This window comes from Paenisporosarcina sp. P4_D4, assembly GCF_056401835.1.
In genome coordinates, this window is the sequence record NZ_JBFUIO010000016.1 from 21,740 (window position 1) to 44,185 (window position 22,446).

20 protein-coding genes, 1 rRNA gene and 1 riboswitch are annotated in these 22,446 nt (G+C 42.7%); of the genes, 1 reads left to right on the top strand and 20 read right to left on the bottom strand.

The features are described 5' to 3' along the window. Window positions 1–2: 2 nt before the first annotated feature. From pcrA to AC1DSL_RS06460, 5 genes are all read right to left on the bottom strand, one after another. Window positions 3–2,234, bottom strand: coding sequence for a DNA helicase PcrA (pcrA, locus tag AC1DSL_RS06440; RefSeq protein WP_477531608.1), 2,232 nt, complete (start codon window positions 2,232–2,234; stop codon window positions 3–5). Between the two features lie 57 nt (window positions 2,235–2,291). Beyond that, window positions 2,292–2,984, bottom strand: coding sequence for a heptaprenylglyceryl phosphate synthase (gene pcrB, locus AC1DSL_RS06445; protein ID WP_477531609.1), 693 nt, complete (start codon window positions 2,982–2,984; stop codon window positions 2,292–2,294). 231 nt (window positions 2,985–3,215) lie between these two features. Then, window positions 3,216–3,551 carry a YerC/YecD family TrpR-related protein gene (locus AC1DSL_RS06450; protein ID WP_016429416.1) on the bottom strand — a complete coding sequence of 112 codons (336 nt, stop codon included), beginning with the start codon at window positions 3,549–3,551 and terminating at the stop codon, window positions 3,216–3,218. 27 nt (window positions 3,552–3,578) lie between these two features. Beyond that, window positions 3,579–4,625, bottom strand: coding sequence for a DUF3048 domain-containing protein (locus AC1DSL_RS06455; protein WP_477531610.1), 1,047 nt, complete (start codon window positions 4,623–4,625; stop codon window positions 3,579–3,581). Between the two features lie 13 nt (window positions 4,626–4,638). Beyond that, window positions 4,639–6,372: an adenine deaminase C-terminal domain-containing protein gene (locus AC1DSL_RS06460; RefSeq protein ID WP_477531611.1), complete on the bottom strand. Its 1,734-nt coding sequence runs from the start codon at window positions 6,370–6,372 to the stop codon at window positions 4,639–4,641. Between the two features lie 115 nt (window positions 6,373–6,487). Here AC1DSL_RS06460 and AC1DSL_RS06465 point away from each other — a divergent pair, with 115 nt between their 5' ends. Then, window positions 6,488–7,153 (top strand): YgaP-like transmembrane domain, encoded by a 666-nt coding sequence (locus AC1DSL_RS06465; protein ID WP_477531612.1) that lies wholly within the window; start codon window positions 6,488–6,490, stop codon window positions 7,151–7,153. Between the two features lie 431 nt (window positions 7,154–7,584). On the opposite strand, the gene purD is transcribed toward AC1DSL_RS06465, so the two are convergent. The 15 genes from purD to rrf all read right to left on the bottom strand — a co-directional run bounded on the left by purD (window position 7,585) and on the right by rrf (window position 22,300). Further along, complete coding sequence (gene purD / locus AC1DSL_RS06470) at window positions 7,585–8,841, bottom strand: phosphoribosylamine--glycine ligase (RefSeq protein WP_477531613.1); 1,257 nt, start codon at window positions 8,839–8,841, stop codon at window positions 7,585–7,587. 15 nt (window positions 8,842–8,856) lie between these two features. After that, window positions 8,857–10,392, bottom strand: coding sequence for a bifunctional phosphoribosylaminoimidazolecarboxamide formyltransferase/IMP cyclohydrolase (purH, locus tag AC1DSL_RS06475; RefSeq protein WP_477531614.1), 1,536 nt, complete (start codon window positions 10,390–10,392; stop codon window positions 8,857–8,859). Between the two features lie 100 nt (window positions 10,393–10,492). Further along, window positions 10,493–11,065 carry a phosphoribosylglycinamide formyltransferase gene (gene purN / locus AC1DSL_RS06480; protein ID WP_342542929.1) on the bottom strand — a complete coding sequence of 191 codons (573 nt, stop codon included), beginning with the start codon at window positions 11,063–11,065 and terminating at the stop codon, window positions 10,493–10,495. Further along, a complete protein-coding gene (gene purM, locus AC1DSL_RS06485) occupies window positions 11,055–12,119 on the bottom strand; it encodes a phosphoribosylformylglycinamidine cyclo-ligase (protein WP_477531615.1) in 1,065 nt (354 codons plus the stop codon). Before purM ends, purN begins: the two co-directional genes overlap by 11 nt. Window positions 12,120–12,131: 12 nt before the next feature. Further along, window positions 12,132–13,553 carry an amidophosphoribosyltransferase gene (purF, locus tag AC1DSL_RS06490; protein WP_477531616.1) on the bottom strand — a complete coding sequence of 474 codons (1,422 nt, stop codon included), beginning with the start codon at window positions 13,551–13,553 and terminating at the stop codon, window positions 12,132–12,134. Then, complete coding sequence (gene purL / locus AC1DSL_RS06495) at window positions 13,529–15,760, bottom strand: phosphoribosylformylglycinamidine synthase subunit PurL (RefSeq protein ID WP_477531617.1); 2,232 nt, start codon at window positions 15,758–15,760, stop codon at window positions 13,529–13,531. The genes purF and purL overlap by 25 nt, the downstream gene beginning before the upstream one ends. Further along, complete coding sequence (gene purQ, locus AC1DSL_RS06500) at window positions 15,744–16,430, bottom strand: phosphoribosylformylglycinamidine synthase subunit PurQ (protein WP_016429427.1); 687 nt, start codon at window positions 16,428–16,430, stop codon at window positions 15,744–15,746. Before purQ ends, purL begins: the two co-directional genes overlap by 17 nt. Further along, entirely contained in the window at window positions 16,427–16,681 is a 255-nt protein-coding gene (gene purS / locus AC1DSL_RS06505) for a phosphoribosylformylglycinamidine synthase subunit PurS (RefSeq protein WP_477531618.1), read from the bottom strand. The genes purQ and purS overlap by 4 nt, the downstream gene beginning before the upstream one ends. Further along, window positions 16,678–17,394 carry a phosphoribosylaminoimidazolesuccinocarboxamide synthase gene (purC, locus tag AC1DSL_RS06510; protein WP_016429429.1) on the bottom strand — a complete coding sequence of 239 codons (717 nt, stop codon included), beginning with the start codon at window positions 17,392–17,394 and terminating at the stop codon, window positions 16,678–16,680. Before purC ends, purS begins: the two co-directional genes overlap by 4 nt. 14 nt (window positions 17,395–17,408) lie before the next feature. Next, window positions 17,409–18,704 carry an adenylosuccinate lyase gene (gene purB, locus AC1DSL_RS06515; RefSeq protein ID WP_477531619.1) on the bottom strand — a complete coding sequence of 432 codons (1,296 nt, stop codon included), beginning with the start codon at window positions 18,702–18,704 and terminating at the stop codon, window positions 17,409–17,411. Between the two features lie 12 nt (window positions 18,705–18,716). After that, window positions 18,717–19,841 (bottom strand): 5-(carboxyamino)imidazole ribonucleotide synthase, encoded by a 1,125-nt coding sequence (gene purK, locus AC1DSL_RS06520; RefSeq protein ID WP_477531620.1) that lies wholly within the window; start codon window positions 19,839–19,841, stop codon window positions 18,717–18,719. After that, on the bottom strand, window positions 19,838–20,326 hold the full coding sequence (gene purE / locus AC1DSL_RS06525) for a 5-(carboxyamino)imidazole ribonucleotide mutase (RefSeq protein WP_016429432.1): 489 nt from the start codon (window positions 20,324–20,326) through the stop codon (window positions 19,838–19,840). Before purE ends, purK begins: the two co-directional genes overlap by 4 nt. Window positions 20,327–20,528: 202 nt before the next feature. Next, window positions 20,529–20,629: riboswitch (purine riboswitch) on the bottom strand. 96 nt (window positions 20,630–20,725) lie between these two features. Further along, window positions 20,726–20,914: an NETI motif-containing protein gene (locus AC1DSL_RS06530; protein ID WP_477531621.1), complete on the bottom strand. Its 189-nt coding sequence runs from the start codon at window positions 20,912–20,914 to the stop codon at window positions 20,726–20,728. Further along, a complete protein-coding gene (locus AC1DSL_RS06535) occupies window positions 20,911–21,453 on the bottom strand; it encodes a DUF2179 domain-containing protein (protein WP_036660252.1) in 543 nt (180 codons plus the stop codon). Before AC1DSL_RS06535 ends, AC1DSL_RS06530 begins: the two co-directional genes overlap by 4 nt. 731 nt (window positions 21,454–22,184) lie before the next feature. After that, window positions 22,185–22,300: ribosomal RNA gene (gene rrf, locus AC1DSL_RS06540) — 5S ribosomal RNA — on the bottom strand. Window positions 22,301–22,446 lie beyond the last annotated feature (146 nt).

A 22,446-nucleotide genomic window follows, 5' to 3' on the forward strand; every position in this document is an offset into this window, starting at 1 on the left:
ATTTATACTTTTTCAACTGGTGCAAACTTCGCAAGTAATCGCTTGATGCCGGTTGGGCTTGGGAAAGCGATATCGATTTCCGTATTCTCGCCTTCACCGCGTACACTGACAACTGTTCCTTCGCCCCATTTTTTATGAACGGCTTTGTCGCCCGTATTCCATCCAAGCTTGTCCCCGCCTGAAGCTTTATATGCAGGACGTTCAACTGCTGGACGCGTAGTGTTCGCAACCGAACGACGGGTAGTTTGACTTCTGCCTGTACCTGCAGATTGTTTCAACGTCACATGCTCTAGAATATCTTCTGAGATCTCCGCAATGAATCGGGAAGGATTGTTGTAGCCGCTTCGGCCGAATAATGTTCGCGATTGTGCACAAGTTAAATACAGACGCTCTTCAGCACGTGTAATCCCTACGTATGCTAAGCGGCGTTCTTCTTCCATTTCGTCATTGTCACCGATCGAACGTGAATGAGGGAAGACGTTTTCTTCCATCCCAATGATGAATACGACCGGGAACTCCAGTCCTTTTGCTGCGTGCATCGTCATTAGTACGACTTTTCCTTTAGATACATCTTCATCGTTATCCAACTTATCCAAATCGGAAATCAGCGCCAAATCAGTAAGGAAAGATACAAGGGTTTTATCTTCACTGCGTTCTTCAAACGCTTTCGTTACGGATAAAAACTCTTCAATATTCTCAAGACGGCTTTCTGATTCGATCGTCTTTTCATTTCGCAGCATATTACGGTAGCCGGTTTTATCCAATACTTGCTCCACGAGTTCAGTGACAGATAAGAATTCCTGCATTTGAGTGAATCCATCCATCATCTGGTGGAATTTAGCCGCTTCGTTTGCTGCGCGTGCTGGCAATCCCATAAAGTCCACTTCGCGAAGTGCATCAAAAATGGAACGGTCCTGTTCAAGTGCATACATTGCCATTCGTTCGAAAGACGTCGCACCAATGTTGCGTTTTGGTTCATTGATGATACGCGCCAATGCCAAATCATCTTCGTTGTTGGCAATCAAACGTAAGTATGACAGCAAGTCTTTAATCTCTTTGCGATCATAGAACTTCGTGCCGCCAACGATTGTGTAGGTAATATTCGATTTGACCAAAACTTCCTCCATCACACGAGATTGGGCATTTGTGCGATACAGAATGGCGAAATCATCAAGGGTACGATTGCCCTTTTCCATCAATTCCTGAATTGTTTTGACGACAAACTGTGCTTCCTGCTGTTCGTCATAAGCTTTGTAAACATTGATTGCTTCACCTGAACCGTTGTCCGTACGCAGTTCTTTTGGATAGCGACCTGTATTGTTTTGTATGACGTCATTTGCGGCTTTCAGGATGCGTTTAGTCGAGCGATAATTTTGCTCCAGCATAATGGCCTGGGCATTTGGATAATCTTTTTCAAAAGACATGATGTTTTGAATATCTGCTCCACGCCAGCGATAAATCGATTGATCCGAGTCGCCTACTACGCACAAGTTATTGAATTTCTTTGCCAACATCTGTACAAGTTCGTATTGGGCTTTGTTCGTATCTTGATATTCATCAACATGAATATAATGAAATTTGTTTTGATAAAACTCCAACACATCCGGTACACGTTTGAACAGAGTTAACGTTGTCATAATCAGATCATCAAAATCGAGGGATTGATTTTTGCGAAGACGTTTGTCATACGCTGTGTAGACTTCCGACGCTGTCTTCTCGAACGGATTGAACTGATTCATTTGGCTCGCAAATGTTTCGGCATCAATGCACTCGTTTTTTGCTGAGCTGATAGCGTTTAACATGGAACGGGGATCATATTTTTTAGGGTCGATGTTCTGGTCTTTCAAAATACGTTTAATGACTGTCAATTGTTCAGTGGTATCCAAAATGGAGAAGCTTTTTGAGTAACCGATTCGATCGATATCGCGACGTAAAATACGTACACACATCGAGTGGAATGTAGAAACCCACATACGCTCTCCTGCTCCATTGCCAAGTAGGCCATCGATACGCTCACGCATTTCTCTTGCTGCTTTATTCGTAAATGTAATCGCCAAAATTTTCGATGGGTAGACTTCTTTTTCCACGACTAAATAAGCGATTCTGTGAGTTAACACACGTGTTTTCCCAGATCCCGCTCCTGCCATAATCAGTAAGGGACCTTCCGTTGCTTTTACTGCTTTTTCTTGTTCGGGATTCATCCCGTTTAATAAATTCTTTACGATTAATTCCATTATGCACCGTCCTTCACGAACATTTGTTCTTCAATTATAAACTGCTTATGTTAATTGTCAAAGTGTCACTGCATGAACAGCTTTCACTGTTTCGAGCGCTTCGTTCAAATTGTCATAAAGATGATTGCCCACTACAACTGTGTCCGCAATCATTGCCATTTCAGTCGCTAGTCTTGCCGATGTAATGCCACCGCCGTAAAAGAGACGCGTGTTTTTCAAAACGTTTTTTGCAGCTTTCACCATCTTGGGGTCTCCATAAACACCGCTATATTCTAAGTAGAATATCGGAAACTTGAAAAAGTGTTCAGCCAGCCTTGCGTGGGCAATCACTTCTTCCTCTGATAAAGAAGTGTGAGCTTCAGTCGCGCGTGCCGCCTTACAATCCGCATTCAAAATACAGTAACCTTCCGGAACAAGTTCATTCCAGTCCATATAATCCCCGAATTCCTTGATGGCTTCGATATGCAAATCCTTCACCCATGCGGTATTTGTACTATTTAACACGGAAGGAATGAAATAGAAATCGAATCCTGGCGTCACGGAGTCTATCGTCGAAATCTCCAGTGCAACCGGTACATTATATTGTCTAACTCTAATTAGTAAGTCCAAAACCAAATCAAGGGTAACTCCATCTGTACCACCGACTAGAATGGCGTCCGTTCCAGATTCACACACCTGCTTTAGCGCTTCTTCGGATATTTCCTTCGCAGGATCTAATTTAAAAATGTGACGCCACTCCTGATACATCATCGGTTCCCACCTATCTATGTTCATATTCATCTATCTAGTATAACAAAAAAACCCTCCTATCCGAAGAGTGAGAGCGGGCAAATATTTGGTATCATTCGTTTAATCGACATCAATTTGCTTTTTATCGGCATGAAACTCTTATTAATCCGCATCGTTCTCGTATTATTCGGATTTACCCATTTTTACCCAACAATAAAGGACCACTCGGATGTGAGTGGTCCCTGTGATGGTTTATTCGTTGGAATTTCCGTACTTAGGAAATTGAAAAGGTTTTTCGTCAGGGTATAGCCTGCCTAGCATTTCATCATATGTATCGTTCCCGTAATCGAAACAACGACGCACGCGAGAAATGGTAGCCGTGCTGGCTCCAGTCTCATTTTTAATCGTTTCATATGTTTTCTTCAGTCGTAATAAATGAGCCACTTCAAAGCGTTGAGATAACGATTGAATTTCACTTATAGTGCATAAATCATCAAAAAATCGATAGCATTCTTCAATGTCTTTTAATTCTAAGACCGCTTTAAATAACTGATCCGTTTGATGACCGCGTATTTTATCTACTTGCATGGTTGTTACCTCCTTTTCGAAGCATTTTTAGGGCGTAAATGTAACCATTTGGTCAATACCGGGGTTTGTTTTCACTAAATGAATCCAGCTTTTTCCTGGAACGAGTTTAGCGGGTTCACCATTTTCCATTGGCACTAGCACACCATCTATTTGTTGCCATTCGATTTCTTTCATCATACCTGCTTGGAATAAGTAGCCTTTGCCACCCGATTTTAAATCGAGTTGTTGTCTTCCTGCGCCATCAATTGTTTGATGATCCACTTCAAAAAACATTACATTGGCTAAGCTGATCTCTTCGTCAGTCTCTCTATCTATCGTGACAATCCCTCCAGAAGAACGAGAGTATTGTTGAGTAAGTGTATCATATGAATACACATGGTGGAAGTCTTCACTCCCGCCATAGCGGACATCAATCATTGATGCAGGAGTACCCAAAGGAACATCTTCGACTGAATCATAGAATGCCAGGTTCGGAATTTTTTCGATTTCTTGTCGGGCACCAACTTTGTCCATTCCTTCGATGACATGTTCACCTGTAATGTACGAATTGTGAGGTGCTACACGATCTTTGGAACGTAAAAATAGGGAACCGTCATATTGCATGCCATTGATGTTTTCCACATCTCCTGTAGTTAACATCAGTCGCGCTTCCGGGCTATAGCCGTGTGCCACGTAAAAGGCATCGAGACCGGATGCAATTTCAATAAAGTAATCACGTGCACTTCGGACCGGTCCAATTTCATTAGGCAATTCGCTTTGATACAATGCAAGCAAACGTGTCACGTTTCCTTCTGCCACCATTTCATAAACAATATCTGCACTTGCAAGTCCCGATTGTGGTCTTGCTTTCGGGTGATTATTGATTGTGACCAGCACAGGACGTTTCGTGAATTCTTCTTCGGAACGTTCACCCGAATAAGGTGCAGCAAAAGGTAAGGTTATCACTTCTTCGTCTTCATTATCATCTGTCGTTTCATCCTCGTTTGGATTTTCTGCGTCGACTGTATTTTCTTTATCTTTAGAACAACCCGCAATAATAAGCAACAAAACCATCATAAACAGCCATTTCTTCATTTCTCCGAACCCCCTAAGATCTCATGAATGAAGGGAACAACACTGATTTTTTCATGACATCATATATGCCGCGTTGTGTAATACGGACATATGGTAAATGAGTCGATTGCAAAAATAGCAATGTGTAAATCGCATCACCATGTGTATACCCTCGTTCGTTCAATGCTTTCTTCAAAAACAATTCCCGCTCAATCAAATCTTCCACTTTTTCATTTGATAGTCCTCCACCTATTGCCAGTGGAATGTGTGCAATGACTTCACCATGTTCAACGAGCACGATGCCGCCTTTCATCCGCTTCATTTCATTGAAAGCTACTAACATATCTTTATGGTTTTTACCTATTAGAATAATATCTCCTGTATTCGAGTAAGACGAAGCAAAGCCCTGCACAGAAGTCGCAAAACCTTTAATCATCGTGTTGACACGCCACTTACCATCGCGGTCAATTAACATCAGATAGCTCTCATCATGATCAGAACTTAAGCTCGACTCACCAGTGTGAATCGATACACTATATGGCTTCGTGATCACATCATTAACCATTTCAATTCCAAAAGGCATCGAGAACTGAAAGTCCCCATCATGCAAATCAAACGGCAATTCCAAATCACCTAATACGGACCAATCGATTGTCGGCAGCTGTTGCACTTGCTTGCCGTCTCTCTTCAGCCATACGCCTTTAGACAGCACGCTTACAGGGACAGGATTTCGCTCGTTTTCCAAGAAGTTTAAAGAAGCTAATCTTCCTGTGGCAATAAATCCATGCAGACTGGTCATGTTGTAATAACGGGCTACATTATAGGATGCCATTTGATAGGCATCAATCGGTTTCACTCCTGCATTCAGTGCGACTTGAATGCATTTATCCATGACACCATCGATGTGGAAAGAAGGTGTAGAGCCGTCCGTTGTCATCATCAAATGATCAAAAACATCCAGTCCTTTTTCGACGATTCCTTTTAATAAATGAGGTAAATCAGGACGAATCGACGAATGTCTTAACGTCACGGCATAACCGTGCAACAACCGTCTTTCCACTTCTTCAACTGTCATGGCTTCGTGGTCACCGTCGCTACCTAGCAATTTCATGCGCGCCAATGTTTTGTCAGAAGCACCAGGTAAATGGGCTTCTACTTTTTTGCCTTTTGTTTTAGCCGATTGTAACCAGTACAGCATTTGGTCATCACCTGCTAGCAACCTTGGCCATGCTGTCAATTCTCCGCCCATCAATACTTCCGGACGATCCAACCATTCACCGATGGATTTCGTCGTAAATAGTTCATCTTCATTTTCAAGCTCAGTTTGTGAATCAAATCGGGCCCACCAATAAAATGAAAACGGCAGTTCATTCAATTGATCCAATAGTGTAAACGCTTTCTTGTTTTTCAACAAAAGAAAGAGTATAAGATTGTCTGATAGAAACGTAGTTGTACCTAATTGTGCTGCATAATCAGCAAATGATTGGGGATGATAAAGTTGAAATGGATGAACATGAGGTTCGATATAGCCCGGCACAATCACCTGTCCAGTTGCATCAATTATTTCTGCGTCAGTTGTTTGAACAGGCATATCAGGACCTGCATACACAATGCGGTCTTTTGCAATCCAAATGTTGCCTTCAACCCATTTTTTCAGCACGCTATGTAAGTATGTCGCATTCACAATAATTTTATCGGGACTCGTTTTTCCATCAATCATGCTTAATTGGTGGCGGATCTCCCCTATTTTCCACAACGGGTGTTGCATGGTATCCACTCTCCTTTCAAGACGGGTATCATTTTTTTATACTAGCATACCGACTTTGGAAAATACAGACGGTAAGACCACTTTTTTGAAAATTCAGATAGGAGGAAACACGAAAATGTCACAAACGCAAAACCTTAGCACACGTAACGCACTGACCAGACTTTCACTCGGACTTAGTATGCTCGCTTATGGTACCGCTAAACTCGCCCGCAATCCCAAATGCAACAAAGGTCGCATGATGGTTGCATTCGGTGCTATGAAAGCTGCAGAAGGAACGGTCAAGTTCTGTCCAATGAAAGCCATGATTGAAAAACAAAGCATGATGGGACAAACCGGAAATACCCCAGAAATCGGAAAATTGATGAAGGATTTCGCTAGTCAAGGTATGTCGGGTCAATCGGGTTCTGGTTCAAATTCTGCTGCCGGTTCTGCAACAGGTTCTGGGACTGGTGCTACTACTGGTGCTGCCGTTGGAAACATGGTGAAGGACCTCGCTAGTCAAGCTATGTCGGGACAAACAACATCTGGTGCTGGTGCAAAAGCTGGTTCTGGTTCTGGTGCTGGTGCTGCCGTTGGAAACATGGTGAAGGACCTTGCCAGTCAAGCTGTGTCGGGACAAACAACATCTGGTGCTGGTGCAAAAGCTGCTTCTGGCACTGGTGCTACTAATGGAGCTGCCGTTGGAACAAAGGTGAAGGACCTTGCTAGTCAAGCTATGTCGGGACAAACAACATCTGGTGCTGGTGCAAAAGCTGCTTCTGGATCTTCCGAAAATAAATAAAGGATTTTTCTGGGTAAGGCATGTCGCCGGTGACGAATTGAGGTAGTAAGTGAAAGTTTATTCCTCTTCGCTAGTAGGTTATACACTTTGGCGGAATATTTATTCCCTACTGTTTATTCCCCTTCGCGGTCACTATATTCCCTCTCGTAGTGTGTTTATTCCCTTTCACCCAATTTAATGGCAAAAAGAATATCCTTAAGTTTATGAACAATACGGTGCCAAGCACAAGAAAACATTTAGACAAGCTCAAAATGCATAACTGCATTTTGGGCTTTTTTTATGTTATACACTTTACCGTAACATGCGGTGCAGATATTCAGCCGCTCGTATGAAGATGAAAAAAATATAATGTCTTGGCATCTCATGTATTGAAACATGCCACTCACAAAAAAAAGGTTATCCTCAAATGACTTGAGGATAACCTTTTCCGATTATTTCAACGCACGCCAACCAATGTCGTTTCGATAGAAAAATCCATCCCACTTCAATTCAGAAAAAGCGTCATACACTTGTTTTTGAGCATTAGCCAGAGAGTCTGATTTCGCTGCGACCAAAATTACGCGGCCCCCATTGCCAACGAAGCGACCATTCACTTCTTTCGTGCCCGCATGGAAGATCTGTAAATTTTGATTAAGCTTTTCTAAGTCAGGCAGTGTCGCCCCTTTTTCAACCATTTCAGGATAACCATCTGCGGCTACTACTACACCAAGCATCTCTTCATTCGACCATTCCAATTCATATGGTTTTTCATCGAAAAGTGCGTTCATGAATTCACCGAAATCTGAAGCCATACGTGGTAACACGACTTGTGTTTCTGGATCACCAAAACGAGCATTGAACTCAATGACTTTCGGTCCATCCTCAGTCAAGATTAACCCGGCATAGAGAATACCAGTAAAAGGTGTTCCTTCCGTTGCCATCGCTTCAACAGTAGGTGCCACAATCGCTTCAAATGCTTCCTGAACGATAAGCTCCGAAATGTGAGGGACAGGTGAATAAGCTCCCATACCGCCAGTATTCGGTCCACGGTCACCGTCATACGCACGCTTGTGATCTTGGGCGATGACCATCGGGTAAATCTGGCCGTTATGAACAAAAGACATATATGAGAACTCTTCCCCATCGAGGAATTCCTCAATGACCACGCGAGATGATGAATCACCAAACTTTTGGTTACCAATCATGTCTTCCACGGAATTAAGTGCTTCCTCCACAGTCATGGCAACAACCACACCTTTACCTGCAGCGAGTCCATCCGCTTTTACCACAATTGGTGCACCCATTTTCTCGATATAGGCTTTGGCTTCTTTGACGTCTGTGAACGTTTCGTAAGCCGCAGTTGGAATACCATATTTCTTCATTAGTTCTTTGGCAAAAGATTTACTACCTTCGATTTGTGATGCCGCTTTCGTAGGCCCGAATATACGCAGACCTTCTGCCACGAAACGATCGACTATTCCAGCAGCCAGCGGTTGTTCAGGTCCCACAAACGTAAGATCGATAGCATTTTCCTGAACGAAAGCAACCAGCATATCAAATTCAAGTGCTTCGATTGCCACACAGGTCCCATCTTCTCTCATGCCATCATTACCTGGTGCAACGAACACTTCAGTTACAGATGGAGAGTTGTTGAATTGACGTACAATAGCGTGTTCACGCCCACCACTACCAATAACGAGTACTTTCATTAAGTTCTCCTCCTCTTAGTGTTTGAAATGACGTACGCCTGTAAACACCATAGCAATTCCGTATTCATTTGCTTTCGCAATTGAATCTTCGTCTTTTACAGATCCACCTGGTTGAATAATGGCGGTGATTCCTGCTTTAGCAGCTGTTTCAACGGTATCATTCATAGGGAAAAAGGCATCTGAAGCAAGTGATGCACCTTGTGCTTTTTCTGCCGCTTGCTCTAACGCAATCTTAGCAGCACCGACACGATTCATTTGCCCAGCACCAACGCCAAGCGTCATTTGTGCATCCGTGACAACAATCGCATTGGATTTCACGTGTTTTACAACACTCCATCCGAGCTTCAGTGCAGCCCATTCTTCTTCCGTAGGTTCACGGTCCGTTACGACACGGACGTCCGCTTGTGCAAAACCATGAGCATCAGGTTCTTGCATCAACAAGCCACCCTCGATAGAAACGGTATTCCATTTATCCTTTTTGTTTTGTTCAAAAGGAATTGTTAGTAGACGGATATTTTTCTTTTTCGTCAAAATCTCCAAAGCCTTATCAGAGTAGGAAGGAGCAAGGATGATTTCAAGGAAGATACCTGAAAGTTGTTCCGCCGTTTCGGTATCCACTTCGCGATTTAAGGCAACAATGCCACCAAAAATGGACATACTGTCCGCTTCGTATGCTTTGCCAAATGCTTCAGAAATGGTTTCACCAACTCCGACACCACATGGATTCATGTGTTTGACAGCGACAGCAGCCGGCAGCTCAAATTCTTTAACGATTTGAATGGCTGCATTGGCATCCTGGATATTGTTGTAGGAAAGTTCTTTCCCGTGCAGTTGCTGTGCAGAAGCGATTGAGAAATCCGATCCTAGTGCACGTTGGTAGAACGCTGCTTTTTGATGTGGATTTTCTCCATAACGAAGCGGTTGTTTCAATTCATATGTAAAGGTAACTTGTTCGGGAAATTCTTCACCTGCAAGGTCAGTTAAATAACCTGAGATGTACGCATCATAAGAAGCAGTATGACGGAAAACTTTTGCTGCCAGACGACGACGCGTTTCAATCGTAGTTTTGCCTGCTGCTTTCAATTCTTCCAAAACAGCAGGATAGTCCGCTGCATCTGTAATGACAGTTACATAAGCATGGTTTTTCGCAGACGCACGCAACATTGCTGGTCCACCGATATCAATGTTCTCAATCGCATCGTCAGCTGTCACATCCGGTTTTGAGATCGTTTCACGGAAAGGATATAAGTTTACACAAACAACCTCGATTGGCTCGATGCCATGTTCATTCATTTGTGCTTGATGGTCGGCATCATCATGCTTGGCAAGAAGGCCTCCGTGAATCATAGGATTAAGCGTCTTCACACGACCACCCAATATTTCAGGGAATCTCGTTACTTGATCGACAGGTGTAATGGCTACTCCATTTTCCTGCAAATACGCTTTTGTTCCACCGGTTGATAGAATTTCATACCCTAACGTCTCTAGTTCTTTTGCGAACTCAAGAATTCCTGATTTATCTGATACACTGATAAGCGCACGTTTTGTCATAGAAAATCCTCCTAATTTGGAAAAGCGTAAAGTGCCACTCTAGCGCTGCACCGGCGCTGGAAGAAAGGTCCCATTTTCTGAAGCTTAATCCTGTGGCCTTCTACCGGCTAAATAATTGATGCAACGTTTTTGTATAGAGTTCATGTTCGACCGCATGTATAAGTTGTTCTGTTTTCTCACGGTCACCCTCTACTACTTCAACCGCTTGTTGCGACAGAATTGGACCCGTGTCCATCCCTGCATCTACATAATGTACGGTCACGCCGGTTACTTTGACGCCATGTACCAAAGCTTGACCGATGGCATCTTTGCCAGGAAATGAAGGCAATAGTGAAGGATGGATGTTGACGATGCGGTTCGTAAAGGCATTCAGCAATGTATCGCCGATTAAACGCATATAACCAGCCAACACCAACCATTCTACCTGAAGCTCCTTCAGTTCCTGTAAGATGGCTTCTTCATATTCAACTTTCGACCCAAAATCTGACGGTCGGAAAGCCACAACGTTTACACCAGCTGTTTTAGCTCGTTCCACCACAAAAGCTTGTGGCTTATCTGTAACGACAGCCACGATGTCAGCATGTAACTGGCCAGCTCTTGCTGCGTCCACGATGACTTGAAAATTACTTCCACTGCCGGAAGCAAAAATCGCCACCTTTGGCTTACTGTTCATCGTTCAGGCTCCCGTCATGAGTTCCATTAAATTGAACACCTTCACCTGCTACGACACGACCAATCACGTACGCATTTTCACCGTTTTCTACTGATAGTCGAATGGCTTGTTGCGCTTGTTCTTCAGGAAGAGCAATGACGAAACCAATGCCCATATTGAAAACATTATACAAATCACGGTCTTCCAGAGACCCTTTTTCTTTCAACATTGAAAACACCGGTAATACTGGCCATGAGCCCAGTTTGATTTCGACACCAAGACCTGCGGGCATCATGCGGGGCAGGTTTTCATAAAAACCTCCACCTGTTACGTGTGCCATGCCGTGCACGTCCAGCTGTTCATGAATGGCAAGAACCGGTTTAGTATAAATTTTTGTCGGTTTTAATAATGCTTTCCCAATACGGCCCAAATGTTCGTAGCCTGCAACTAAGGAATCTATTTCATACCCTTGATCGGCAAAGACAATTTTACGCACTAGTGAAAAACCATTTGAATGGATACCACTGCTAGCAAGTCCAACAAGGACATCACCCGTTTGAATCTTTTCACCTGTTACGATATTTGATTTCTCAGCTACCCCTACGGCAAACCCAGCAACATCGTACTCATCTTCTTCATAAAGACCAGGCATTTCCGCTGTTTCTCCACCGATAAGTGCGGCTCCAGCTTGCACACAACCATCTGCTACACCTTTGACAATTTGCTCAATCTTTTCAGGCTTTGCTTGTCCAACAGCTAAATAATCTAGGAAAAATAAAGGTTCGGCACCTTGAGCCACGATATCATTGACACACATTGCCACGCAATCGATGCCGATTGTATCGTGTTGATCGGTCATAAACGCCAATTTCAATTTAGTCCCTACGCCATCTGTGCCCGAGATTAAAACAGGTTCTTTGTAGTCGAGTGATGACAGGTCAAACATCCCACCGAAACCACCGAATGCCCCCATTATGCCTTTACGAGCTGTACGATCCACATGAGATTTCATTCGCTTTACAGCCTCGTAACCCGCTTCAATACTTACGCCAGCTTGTTCATATGCCTTTGACATCCATGTTGCCTCCTATCGAGCCAATTCTTTTTGGTGCGGTAAAATGGTATCTGGGAATATTTCAGTCGGATAATTCCCTGTAAAGCAAGCAAGACAATGTCCAGCTTCAGGCCCTTCATCCGTTCTTCCGATTGCACGAACCATTCCTTCAACTGACAGGAAAGTAAGTGAATCTGCCCCAATCAATTCTCTTATTTCTTCAATGCTATTGTTGGATGCAATTAGTTCTTCAGTAGAACTCGTATCTATCCCGTAGAAACATGGATTTTTAATAGGCGGAGAACTAATGACAACATGCACTTCCGTTGCTCCCGCTTCTTTTAACATCGTTACAATACGTCTAGATGTCGTACCACGGACGATTGAATCATCGACCATAACAACACGCTTGCCGTTTACCACTTGGCGAACTGGCGACAGCTTCATTTTCACACCGCGTTCACGCAAGTCCTGTGAAGGTTGGATGAAAGTACGACCGACATATCTATTTTTGATCAATCCTAATTCATACGGAATTCCCGTAACTTCAGAAAATCCGATTGCTGCCGAAATACTCGAGTCAGGTACACCTGTTACAACATCTGCATCAATTTGTATTTCTTTTGCCAGTTCTTTCCCTAAACGCTTACGTGCCATATGAACGTTAATGCCATCTATATCCGAATCGGGACGTGAGAAGTAAACGTACTCCATTGTACAAATCGAGCGTTTTGCAGGGAATGCAAAGCGTTCAACACGTAATCCTTCGTTATTGATAATCAAAAACTCACCTGGTTCCACAGAACGGATACATTCGGCACCAATGATATCGAATGCACAAGTTTCCGAAGCAACTACCCAGGCATCACCCAGTTTTCCTAAAGACAATGGACGCAAACCGTTTGGATCGTTTGCGACAATCATCTCGTCTTCCGTCATCATGACGAAGGCAAAAGCACCTTTAAGTAGGGATAATGCATTCTTCGCACGTTTTTCAAACGTCGAATAGCCACTTTTTTTAATTAAATGAGCCAATACTTCTGTATCTGAAGAGGTCTGGAAGATGCTTCCCTGACGCTCTAAGTGTTGTTTTAAATGGTTCGCATTTACGAGATTGCCATTATGGGCAATCGCAAGACTGCCAGTTGTCGAGCGGAATAAAAGAGGTTGCACATTTTCAATACCTCCACCGCCTGCAGTTGCATAACGTACATGTCCTACCGCACCATAGCCTTGCAAATGATCAAGCTTGCCTGCACTGAATACTTCATTAACAAGCCCTTCTCCTTTGACTGCTTGAAGCGAATGACCATCCGTTACGACAATCCCCGCTCCTTCCTGTCCACGATGTTGAAGTGCATGCAATCCGTAATACGCAATCTGTGCTGCATTTGGGTCACCCCAAATTCCAAAAACGCCACACTCTTCGTTTAATCCTCTGAGTTCAGCAAGCATGGAATTGCTCCTTTCCAAGCAGATCGGAATTCCTCAACAGTTCCTGACATCCACTCTTCGCCATGTTCATTACGAATGATGACGGACGTATCTGATGTAACCGTTCCAATGTTCACTGCATCTTTTACGATTTCTTCGAACGCTGCCGCATGTTGTGGTTTCACTGTCACGATGAAGCGAGATTGTGATTCACTGAATAAAGCAGTGGTAGCCGAACCTGAAATAGTTACGTCCACACCAAGGTTTTGTACTCCGAAAGTTTTTTCAGCCAATGCAACGGCGAAGCCACCTTCTGCAATATCGTGAGCTGATGCCACAAAGCCTGATTGAATTGCTTGCAACAAAGCGTTTTGACGAGTTACTTCCACATCTAAATCAATTGAAGGTGCTTGGCCAAAAATACGACCTTCCACCATTTTTTGAAGTTCACTGCCACCAAACTCAGTCATCGTTTCACCGATCATGTAAACCAAGTCACCAGCTTCTTTCACATCTTGTGTTGTTACATGTGATAAATCTTCAACTAATCCAACCAAGCCGATCGTAGGTGTTGGATAAACAGCTACTCCACTGCGCTCGTTGTAAAGTGATACGTTACCGCCGATAACAGGAGACTCAAGTGCCAAACACGCCGCAGCCATCCCATCAGCCGATTTCTCCAATTGCCAGAAAATCTCTGGTTTTTCTGGATTTCCGAAGTTTAGACAATCCGTAATCGCCAAAGGTTTAGCTCCTGAACAAACAACGTTACGTGCCGCTTCCGCAACCGCGATTTTCCCGCCAGTTTCCGGATCTAGATAAATGTAGCGTGAGTTACAGTCTGTCGTCATCGCAAGTCCTTTGTTTGTTCCTCGAACTCGAACGACCGCTGCATCCGAACCTGGTGCAACTACTGTACTCGTACGTACTTGATAATCGTATTGATCATAAACCCATTCCTTCGAAGCAATGGTTGGTTGTTTCAATAAGTTAATTAGCGTTTCTTTATAGTCTGCGACTTGAGGTTCTGCGTTTTCCATCGCTTGATATTCTGTGTAATAAGCAGGCACACTTGATGGTTTATGATAAACCGGTGCTTCTTCTGCCAACGCATCTGCCGGGACGTCTGCTACGACTTCACCTTTATGAAGCAAACGAAGCATTTTATCGTCTGTTACCTGTCCGACAGCGACTGCATCCAAATCATATTTTTCAAAGAGCTCCACGATTTCCGCTTCGCGTCCTTTTTTCACGACAATCAACATACGTTCCTGTGATTCTGACAACATCATTTCGTAAGCTGTCATTCCTGATTCACGTTGAGGAATTAAATCCAGATTCATTTCTACACCGAAGCCAGCTTTGGAAGCCATTTCAGCTGATGAAGAAGTTAATCCTGCAGCACCCATGTCTTGAATTCCTACAAGGGCGTCAGATTTTACAAGCTCCAAACACGCTTCAAGTAAAAGCTTTTCCATGAAAGGGTCGCCTACTTGAACGGCCGGACGTTTTTCTTCAGAAGTTTCACTTAACTCTTCCGATGCGAATGTCGCTCCATGAATTCCGTCTCGACCTGTTTTTGCCCCTACATACATAACGGTATTGCCAACACCAGAAGCGACACCTTTTTGAATATCTTCATGATTGATCAATCCCACACACATGGCGTTTACCAATGGGTTTCCTGCATAGCAGTCGTCAAACTGAACTTCTCCACCTACTGTCGGGATGCCGATGCAGTTCCCGTAGCCTGCAATTCCTGCAACCACTTCTTCAAACAAATAACGAACGCGTGGACTTGTCAATTCCCCAAAGCGCAATGAGTTCAGCATCGCAATCGGACGGGCTCCCATTGAGAAAACGTCACGGATGATTCCGCCAACACCAGTTGCCGCTCCTTGGAAAGGCTCGATAGCAGATGGATGATTATGTGATTCCATTTTGAAAACCACAGCTTGTCCATCCCCGATATCCACGATTCCAGCTCCTTCACCAGGACCTTGAAGTACGCGAGGACCAGTTGTTGGGAACTTACGTAAGATTGGTTTCGAGTTTTTATAAGAACAATGCTCCGACCACATAACTGAAAACAATCCAGTTTCCGTATAGTTCGGTTGACGTCCTAAAATGTTTTCGACCATCTCAAACTCTGAATCGGATAAACCCATTTGAGCATATAGTTTCTGTTCTTTAATTTGCTGAGGATTTGGTTCAAGCATGACTGACATGAGATTCCCTCCACTGTTTAACGATAGATTTGAATAACGCTAATCCGTCTGTACCACCAATTAGTTCGTGCACTGCACGCTCTGGATGTGGCATCATACCCAAGACATTACCTCGTTCGTTGATTATCCCTGCAATGTCTTCAACACTGCCATTTGGATTGTCGTTCGTATAAGTGAAAACAATTTGATTGTTTGCTTTTAATGAAGCAAGTGTTTCTTCATCACAACTATAGTTTCCTTCGCCGTGCGCGATTGGAACTTGAATCACTTGGTCTTTTGCATATTCAGCTGTAAACATGGTGTTGTTATTGACGACTGTCAAATCAACGGTACGACACATAAACTTCAAGTTTTTATTGCGTAGCAAAGCGCCAGGAAGTAAACCCGCTTCAGTTAAAATCTGGAATCCATTACAAATACCAAGAACTGGTTTACCAGCATCAGCTGCTTTTTTCACTTCACTCATAACGTTAGAGAACTGAGCAATTGCACCACATCGCAAGTAATCTCCATAAGAGAATCCACCTGGTAGTAAAATGCCGTCATAACCACTTAAATCTTTCGTATCGTGCCACACATATTCAGCTTCTTCACCAAGCTCGTCTTTAATTGCATGGTACATATCTAAATCACAGTTCGATCCTGGGAATACGAGGACTGCAAATTTCATTTGCTTACAGCCTCCTCGACATCGTACCTATAATCTTCAATCACTGTGTTCGTTAATAATTTTTCACACATTTCTTTAACTACCACGTCTAGCTCTTTATCAGAATCATCCACTTGAACTTCTAAGTACTTTCCAATACGAACATCTGCAACTTCGTTATAGCCCATTGTATGCAGAGCTCCCATTACGGCCGAACCTTGTGGGTCTAATACACTTTCGCGAAGCGTTACATAGATTTTTACTTTTTTCATTGTGTGATTCCTCCTAGACGGGATAGTATGATTTCGTATGCGTCCGTTAATTGACCTAAATCTCTGCGGAACACGTCTTTGTCGAGCTTTTGTTTTGTTTTTTCGTCCCATAAGCGGCACGTATCAGGTGAAATTTCATCAGCTAGCAATACATTGCCTTCATTGTCCCGGCCAAATTCTAGTTTGAAATCAACTAAAATAACACCGATTTCTTTGAAGAATTGCGTCAATATCTCATTTACTTGTAATCCCTTATCATAAAGAGCTTGTACTTCTTCTTTAGAAGCGATGTTCAAAAGCTCGATGTGCTCTTCAGTAATGAGGGGATCACCAAGTTCGTCGTCTTTGTAGTAGAACTCGACGATAGGGCGTGCGAGTTCTACTCCTTCATCCAGTCCGAGGCGCTTAGCTAAACTGCCCGCTGCGACCTGGCGAACCACGACTTCGATTGGAATGATGTCAACTTTTTTCACTAATTGCTCATGATCGGATAATTGCTCAACGAAATGAGAATCAATACCTGCAGCTTTCAATTTTTCAAACAGTAAAGATGTGATTTGGTTATTCAATGTACCTTTTCCTGCGATTTCAGCTTTCTTTTCTCCGTTAAACGCAGTTGCACTATCCTTGTATTCCACAAAAAGAATATCTTCTTTGTCTGTTGTATATAATCGTTTCGCCTTACCTTCATACAAAAGCTGACCTTTTTCCACGTGTATTCCCCCGATTAGTTTAGTCCGAGACGTTCGAAAATCATATCGACATGTTGGATATGGTAGTTATAGTCAAAGCAATCGTCCAATTCTTCTTTAGACAATTGAGAAGTAATGGTTTCGTTCTGTTCAACGACACCACGGAAAGCAATTTGGTTTTCCCAAGCTTCCATCGCACAAGGTTGAACTGTATCATACGCTTCTTCACGAGCCATTCCTTTGTCAATCAAGGCAAGAAGAACGCGTTGTGAGTAAATCAAACCGAGTGTGCTGTCCATGTTGCGTTTCATATTGTCTGGGAATACCGTCAAGTTTTTTACGATGTTTCCGAAACGATTTAGCATGTAGTTTAAAGCGATTGTCGCATCCGGTAAGATGACACGCTCAGCTGAAGAATGTGAAATATCACGTTCATGCCACAAAGACACATTTTCATAAGCAGTCAACATATATCCACGAATCAATCGTGCAAGACCAGTCATGTTTTCAGAACCAATCGGGTTACGTTTATGTGGCATAGCAGATGATCCTTTTTGACCTTTTGCAAATGATTCTTCCACTTCACGTGTTTCCGATTTTTGCAGTCCACGAATTTCAGTTGCAAACTTCTCTACAGACGTTGCAATCAATGCCAGTGTGCTCATGTATTGTGCATGGCGGTCACGTTGCAATGTTTGTGTCGAGATTTTTGATGCTTCGATTCCTAAGTTTTCACAAACATATTTCTCTACAAATGGATCGATGTTTGCGTATGTTCCAACTGCACCAGACATTTTGCCTGTTTCAATTGATTTTGCAGCTGCTTCAAAACGTTCTACGTTACGTTTCATTTCTTCATGCCATAAGGCAAGTTTCAAGCCGAATGTCGTTGGCTCCGCGTGAACACCATGCGTACGTCCCATCATGACCGTGAATTTATGTTCTTTTGCTTTATTGGCCAAGATTTCAACGAAATTGTTCAAATCTTTACGAAGGATTTCATTTGCTTGCTTGATGATGTAAGAAAGAGCTGTATCAACTACATCCGTAGAAGTCAGTCCGTAATGTACCCATTTACGCTCATCGCCAAGTGTTTCAGATACTGCACGTGTGAAAGCAACAACATCATGACGCGTTTCTTCTTCAATTTCTAAAATGCGATTAATATCAAATGAAGCATTAGCACGAATTTTCGCTACGTCTTCTTTTGGAATATCGCCAAGTTCAGCCCATGCTTCACATGCCAAAATCTCAACTTCCAACCATGCTTGGTATTTGTTTTGTTCTGTCCAAATTGCTCCCATTTCAGGGCGAGTATAACGTTCTATCATATAGTTCTCCTTCTATTCCGACCAAATGCCGGAATCCTCGATTTCTTGTAGCGTTTGATTTATATCGTTTGTCAAAATGGTCACATGCCCCATTTTACGTTTTGTTTTCGCTTCTTCTTTACCGTATAGATGAATGGACCAGTCTGGGTATTTAGAAATCGCGTTCGATAGAGGAACGACGTGTTCTCCAAGTACATTGACCATGACAGTCGGTTGATGCAGGACAGGCTTCCTTAGAGGCCATCCGCAAATTGCACGCACATGTTGATGAAACTGTGATATCGTACTACCTTCTATTGAATAGTGTCCTGAGTTATGAGGACGTGGCGCCAACTCGTTAATCACAATCGTGTCATCTTTCAGCACAAACATTTCAACTGCCAAAGTGCCGACTAATTGTAAATGATCAGCAATTTGTTCTGCTGCTTCTGTAGCTTGTGTCAGAATCGATTCAGTTACACGAGCAGGTACAATCGTTTCGTGTAAAATATGATCTTTATGAATATTTTCACCTACAGGCAGGCAATAGGTTTCCCCGTTTCCATTACGCTGTACGATAACTGAAATTTCTTTAACGAATGGCACGAACGCTTCCGCAACACACGCACCGTGATTGAATAATGGTTCCGCCAGTATTAAATCGGCTTCCGATTCGAGCTTTACTTGACCTTTGCCATCGTAACCGCCGTATGCGGTTTTGACGATACAAGGGAAACCAACCTCATTAATACATGCTTTCAGTTCCACAATACTTGTCGCAACTATATAGTCTGCAACCGGTACACCAGCCTGACAAATTTCAGCTTTTTCTGTAATTCGGTTTTGTGTTATACGGACAAGTTCTGCCCCCTGAGGAATATAAGCATATTCAGCTAACCGCTTCAGTCCTTCATAATCAATATTTTCAAATTCGTACGTAATGACATCACTGACATCTGCTAGCTCTTCTAATGCCGTCTGGTCATTATAAGGTGCAACAATTCGTATATCCGCGATTTGACCGCAAGGCGATTCCATACTTGGATCGAGCACTGCAATTTTGAATCCGGCTTCCTTGGCAGCCAAAGCCATCATTCGACCTAATTGACCTCCACCAATAATTCCGATTGTTTGTCCTGGTGAAATGGTTTTGATCATATGAGGTCACCGTTGCTTTCAAATACTTTGTCTTTCGTCGCTTCACGTCTTAAGTCTAAATTGTGTGCTAAGGTTTGATCGGTCATTGCTAGCATTTGAGCAGCAAGCAATCCTGCGTTCGTTGCTCCAGCTTTGCCGATAGCGACTGTCGCAACAGGAACGCCACCTGGCATTTGAACTATGGATAGTAACGAATCAAGACCATTCAATGCTTTTGATTGAATAGGAACCCCAATAACCGGTAACGTCGTTTTCGCTGCAACCATACCCGGTAAATGTGCGGCTCCGCCAGCTCCCGCAATAATCACTTGAATTCCTCGTGTTCTTGCTGACATCGCATACTCAAACATTAAATCTGGCGTGCGATGCGCCGACACCACTTTTTTTTCATAAGGGACTTGCAGTTCATCTAATATGTCACATGTATGTTTCATTGTTTCCCAATCACTTGAGCTTCCCATGATCACGCCGATTTTTGCATTCATCTGAAATCGCTCCTTTATTGAAAAGCTTAAAGCGCTACACTAGTTTGACAACGAGATAACACTTGAAGCTAGACATTAATGACAAAAAGTCCCCAAATAAACTGCTCACTATGCATGAAAAGCAGTTTACTTGAGGACTTTAAAGAAAAGGGGTTATGAACGGCTGACATATACATATGCAGACTCACATCCTTATTTTCATCCAAAAGTTGCTTTCCCGCATAGTCCGGTCATTTACGGTGACCTGGTAGAGACGCTAAAGCCAATTCTTTAGCATATATGGGGATTATCGTTGTTCTTATTCATATTTTAACAACCATTAGGACTCGAGTCAACGCTAAAATGCGAACGATAAATTTTCAGAAAACAATATCGTTCGGTTTTTCGCCAGTTTTTAGGTTATTCAGAGATGTACGTACCTTTAAATTGGATGATTTGACGAATTGGGACGATTTCTCCATTCACTTCTTGGAAAATCGGCTCTTCCCTTCGCCCTGTTGGCATATATCCTTCAGTCTGCATACGTTTTAAACAGTCATCAATGGTTTCATTCTCTGCAACTTCAAACCATACAGTCTTTTTCTTCATTTAAATAGTTTTCCTTTCCTTACCGTTTTAACCCAGAATCCACCATGAATAGTTTTCGGCTCATAAGCAATAATGAATGCTTTTGGATCAAGCTCTTTTATCGTTGCATACAGTTTCAATTCATATTTTCGGGGAGTCAGGATTTGCATCGCTTTACGGTTACCTTCAAGACCATTCGCTTCCCAATCAGTTACTCCATATCCTTTATCACGCAAAAGGCGTGGCAAGGTACGATTTTCTTCAGTCGTAATGACATTTACCGTAATATAACCAAGGGCCATCTTCTCTTCAATTTTCGTACCAACAAGGACCCCAGTACCATACCCAACTGCGTAGGCTATAAGGTTTTGGATCTCATTCAAGTTATCCAATACTAATCCAAGACCCACAACATATATAACCACTTCAATTGTGCTGAGAAACGCTGCAAAATAACGATAACCCTTCAACGTCATAATCATGCGCACTGTAAAAAACGAAACATAGACAATATTTATAGTAAATATGATTAATACCATCAAAAGTGCATCATTGCTCATAATAATCTTCCCTTCATGAAAAAACATTAAGCCCCTATCTTATTAGAGAACCCTTTAGAATACAAGAAATTTTGCGGAATTTCTGTAATTGACATTAAAACAAAGCTATTTACTGTTAAAGCGAAAAGCACTGATATGCTAGGAAGTTATTTATATTTCACTTATATTAAATTTGCCCTTTAATGAAAAGATGTAAACTACTTTTAGTTAGTAAGCCATCCAGTCGCTTTGAACCAGCTGATTCAACTGGATGTTCAAGAAAATCCCATCAAATAGAAGAGAGCCATGCAGCGACCGGCAGAATCTCCACCATTCAGGGGTTTGTGATAGTCGATTGTCTCATAACCCAAGTTAAACAGTCGGGTGAAACAAGCTCGTTCGCTTAAAATCAACAGTTGTAAATTTATCAATCAAACTGGAGATTTATCGTGCAGATTGGATACTTTATCGCTCAAACTAGAGATTTATCGTTCAAATCGAAGCATTTATCGCTCAAACTCATCTCACGAGCAAGTAGACTTTCTGAATCAATACCGTCTTTTAATGGACTTTCTATATGTGATCCTTCTCCAACAGAGAAGAGACTTGCAGCGTCAGCGGAATGGCTCCCATTTAGGGGAGGGAATACATGGCTAAAACTCTTAATGGCCTTGTTTCCGCTACGCTCCTGTTCAAACCCTTAAAAACAACACAAAAAAACCGATACCTCGAAAGGTATCGGTTTCTTATTTGCCTAGCGACGTCCTACTCTCACAGGGGGAAACCCCCAACTACCATCGGCGCTAAAGAGCTTAACTTCCGTGTTCGGTATGGGAACGGGTGTGACCTCTTTGCCATAATCACTAGACTTTTTTGAGTGTTTGTTCACTCAAAACTGGATAAACGGGTCATTGAAAACCATTCAAATTCATTTTGGTTAAGTCCTCGATCGATTAGTATTCGTCAGCTGCACACGTCACCGCGCTTCCACCTCGAACCTATCTACCTCATCGT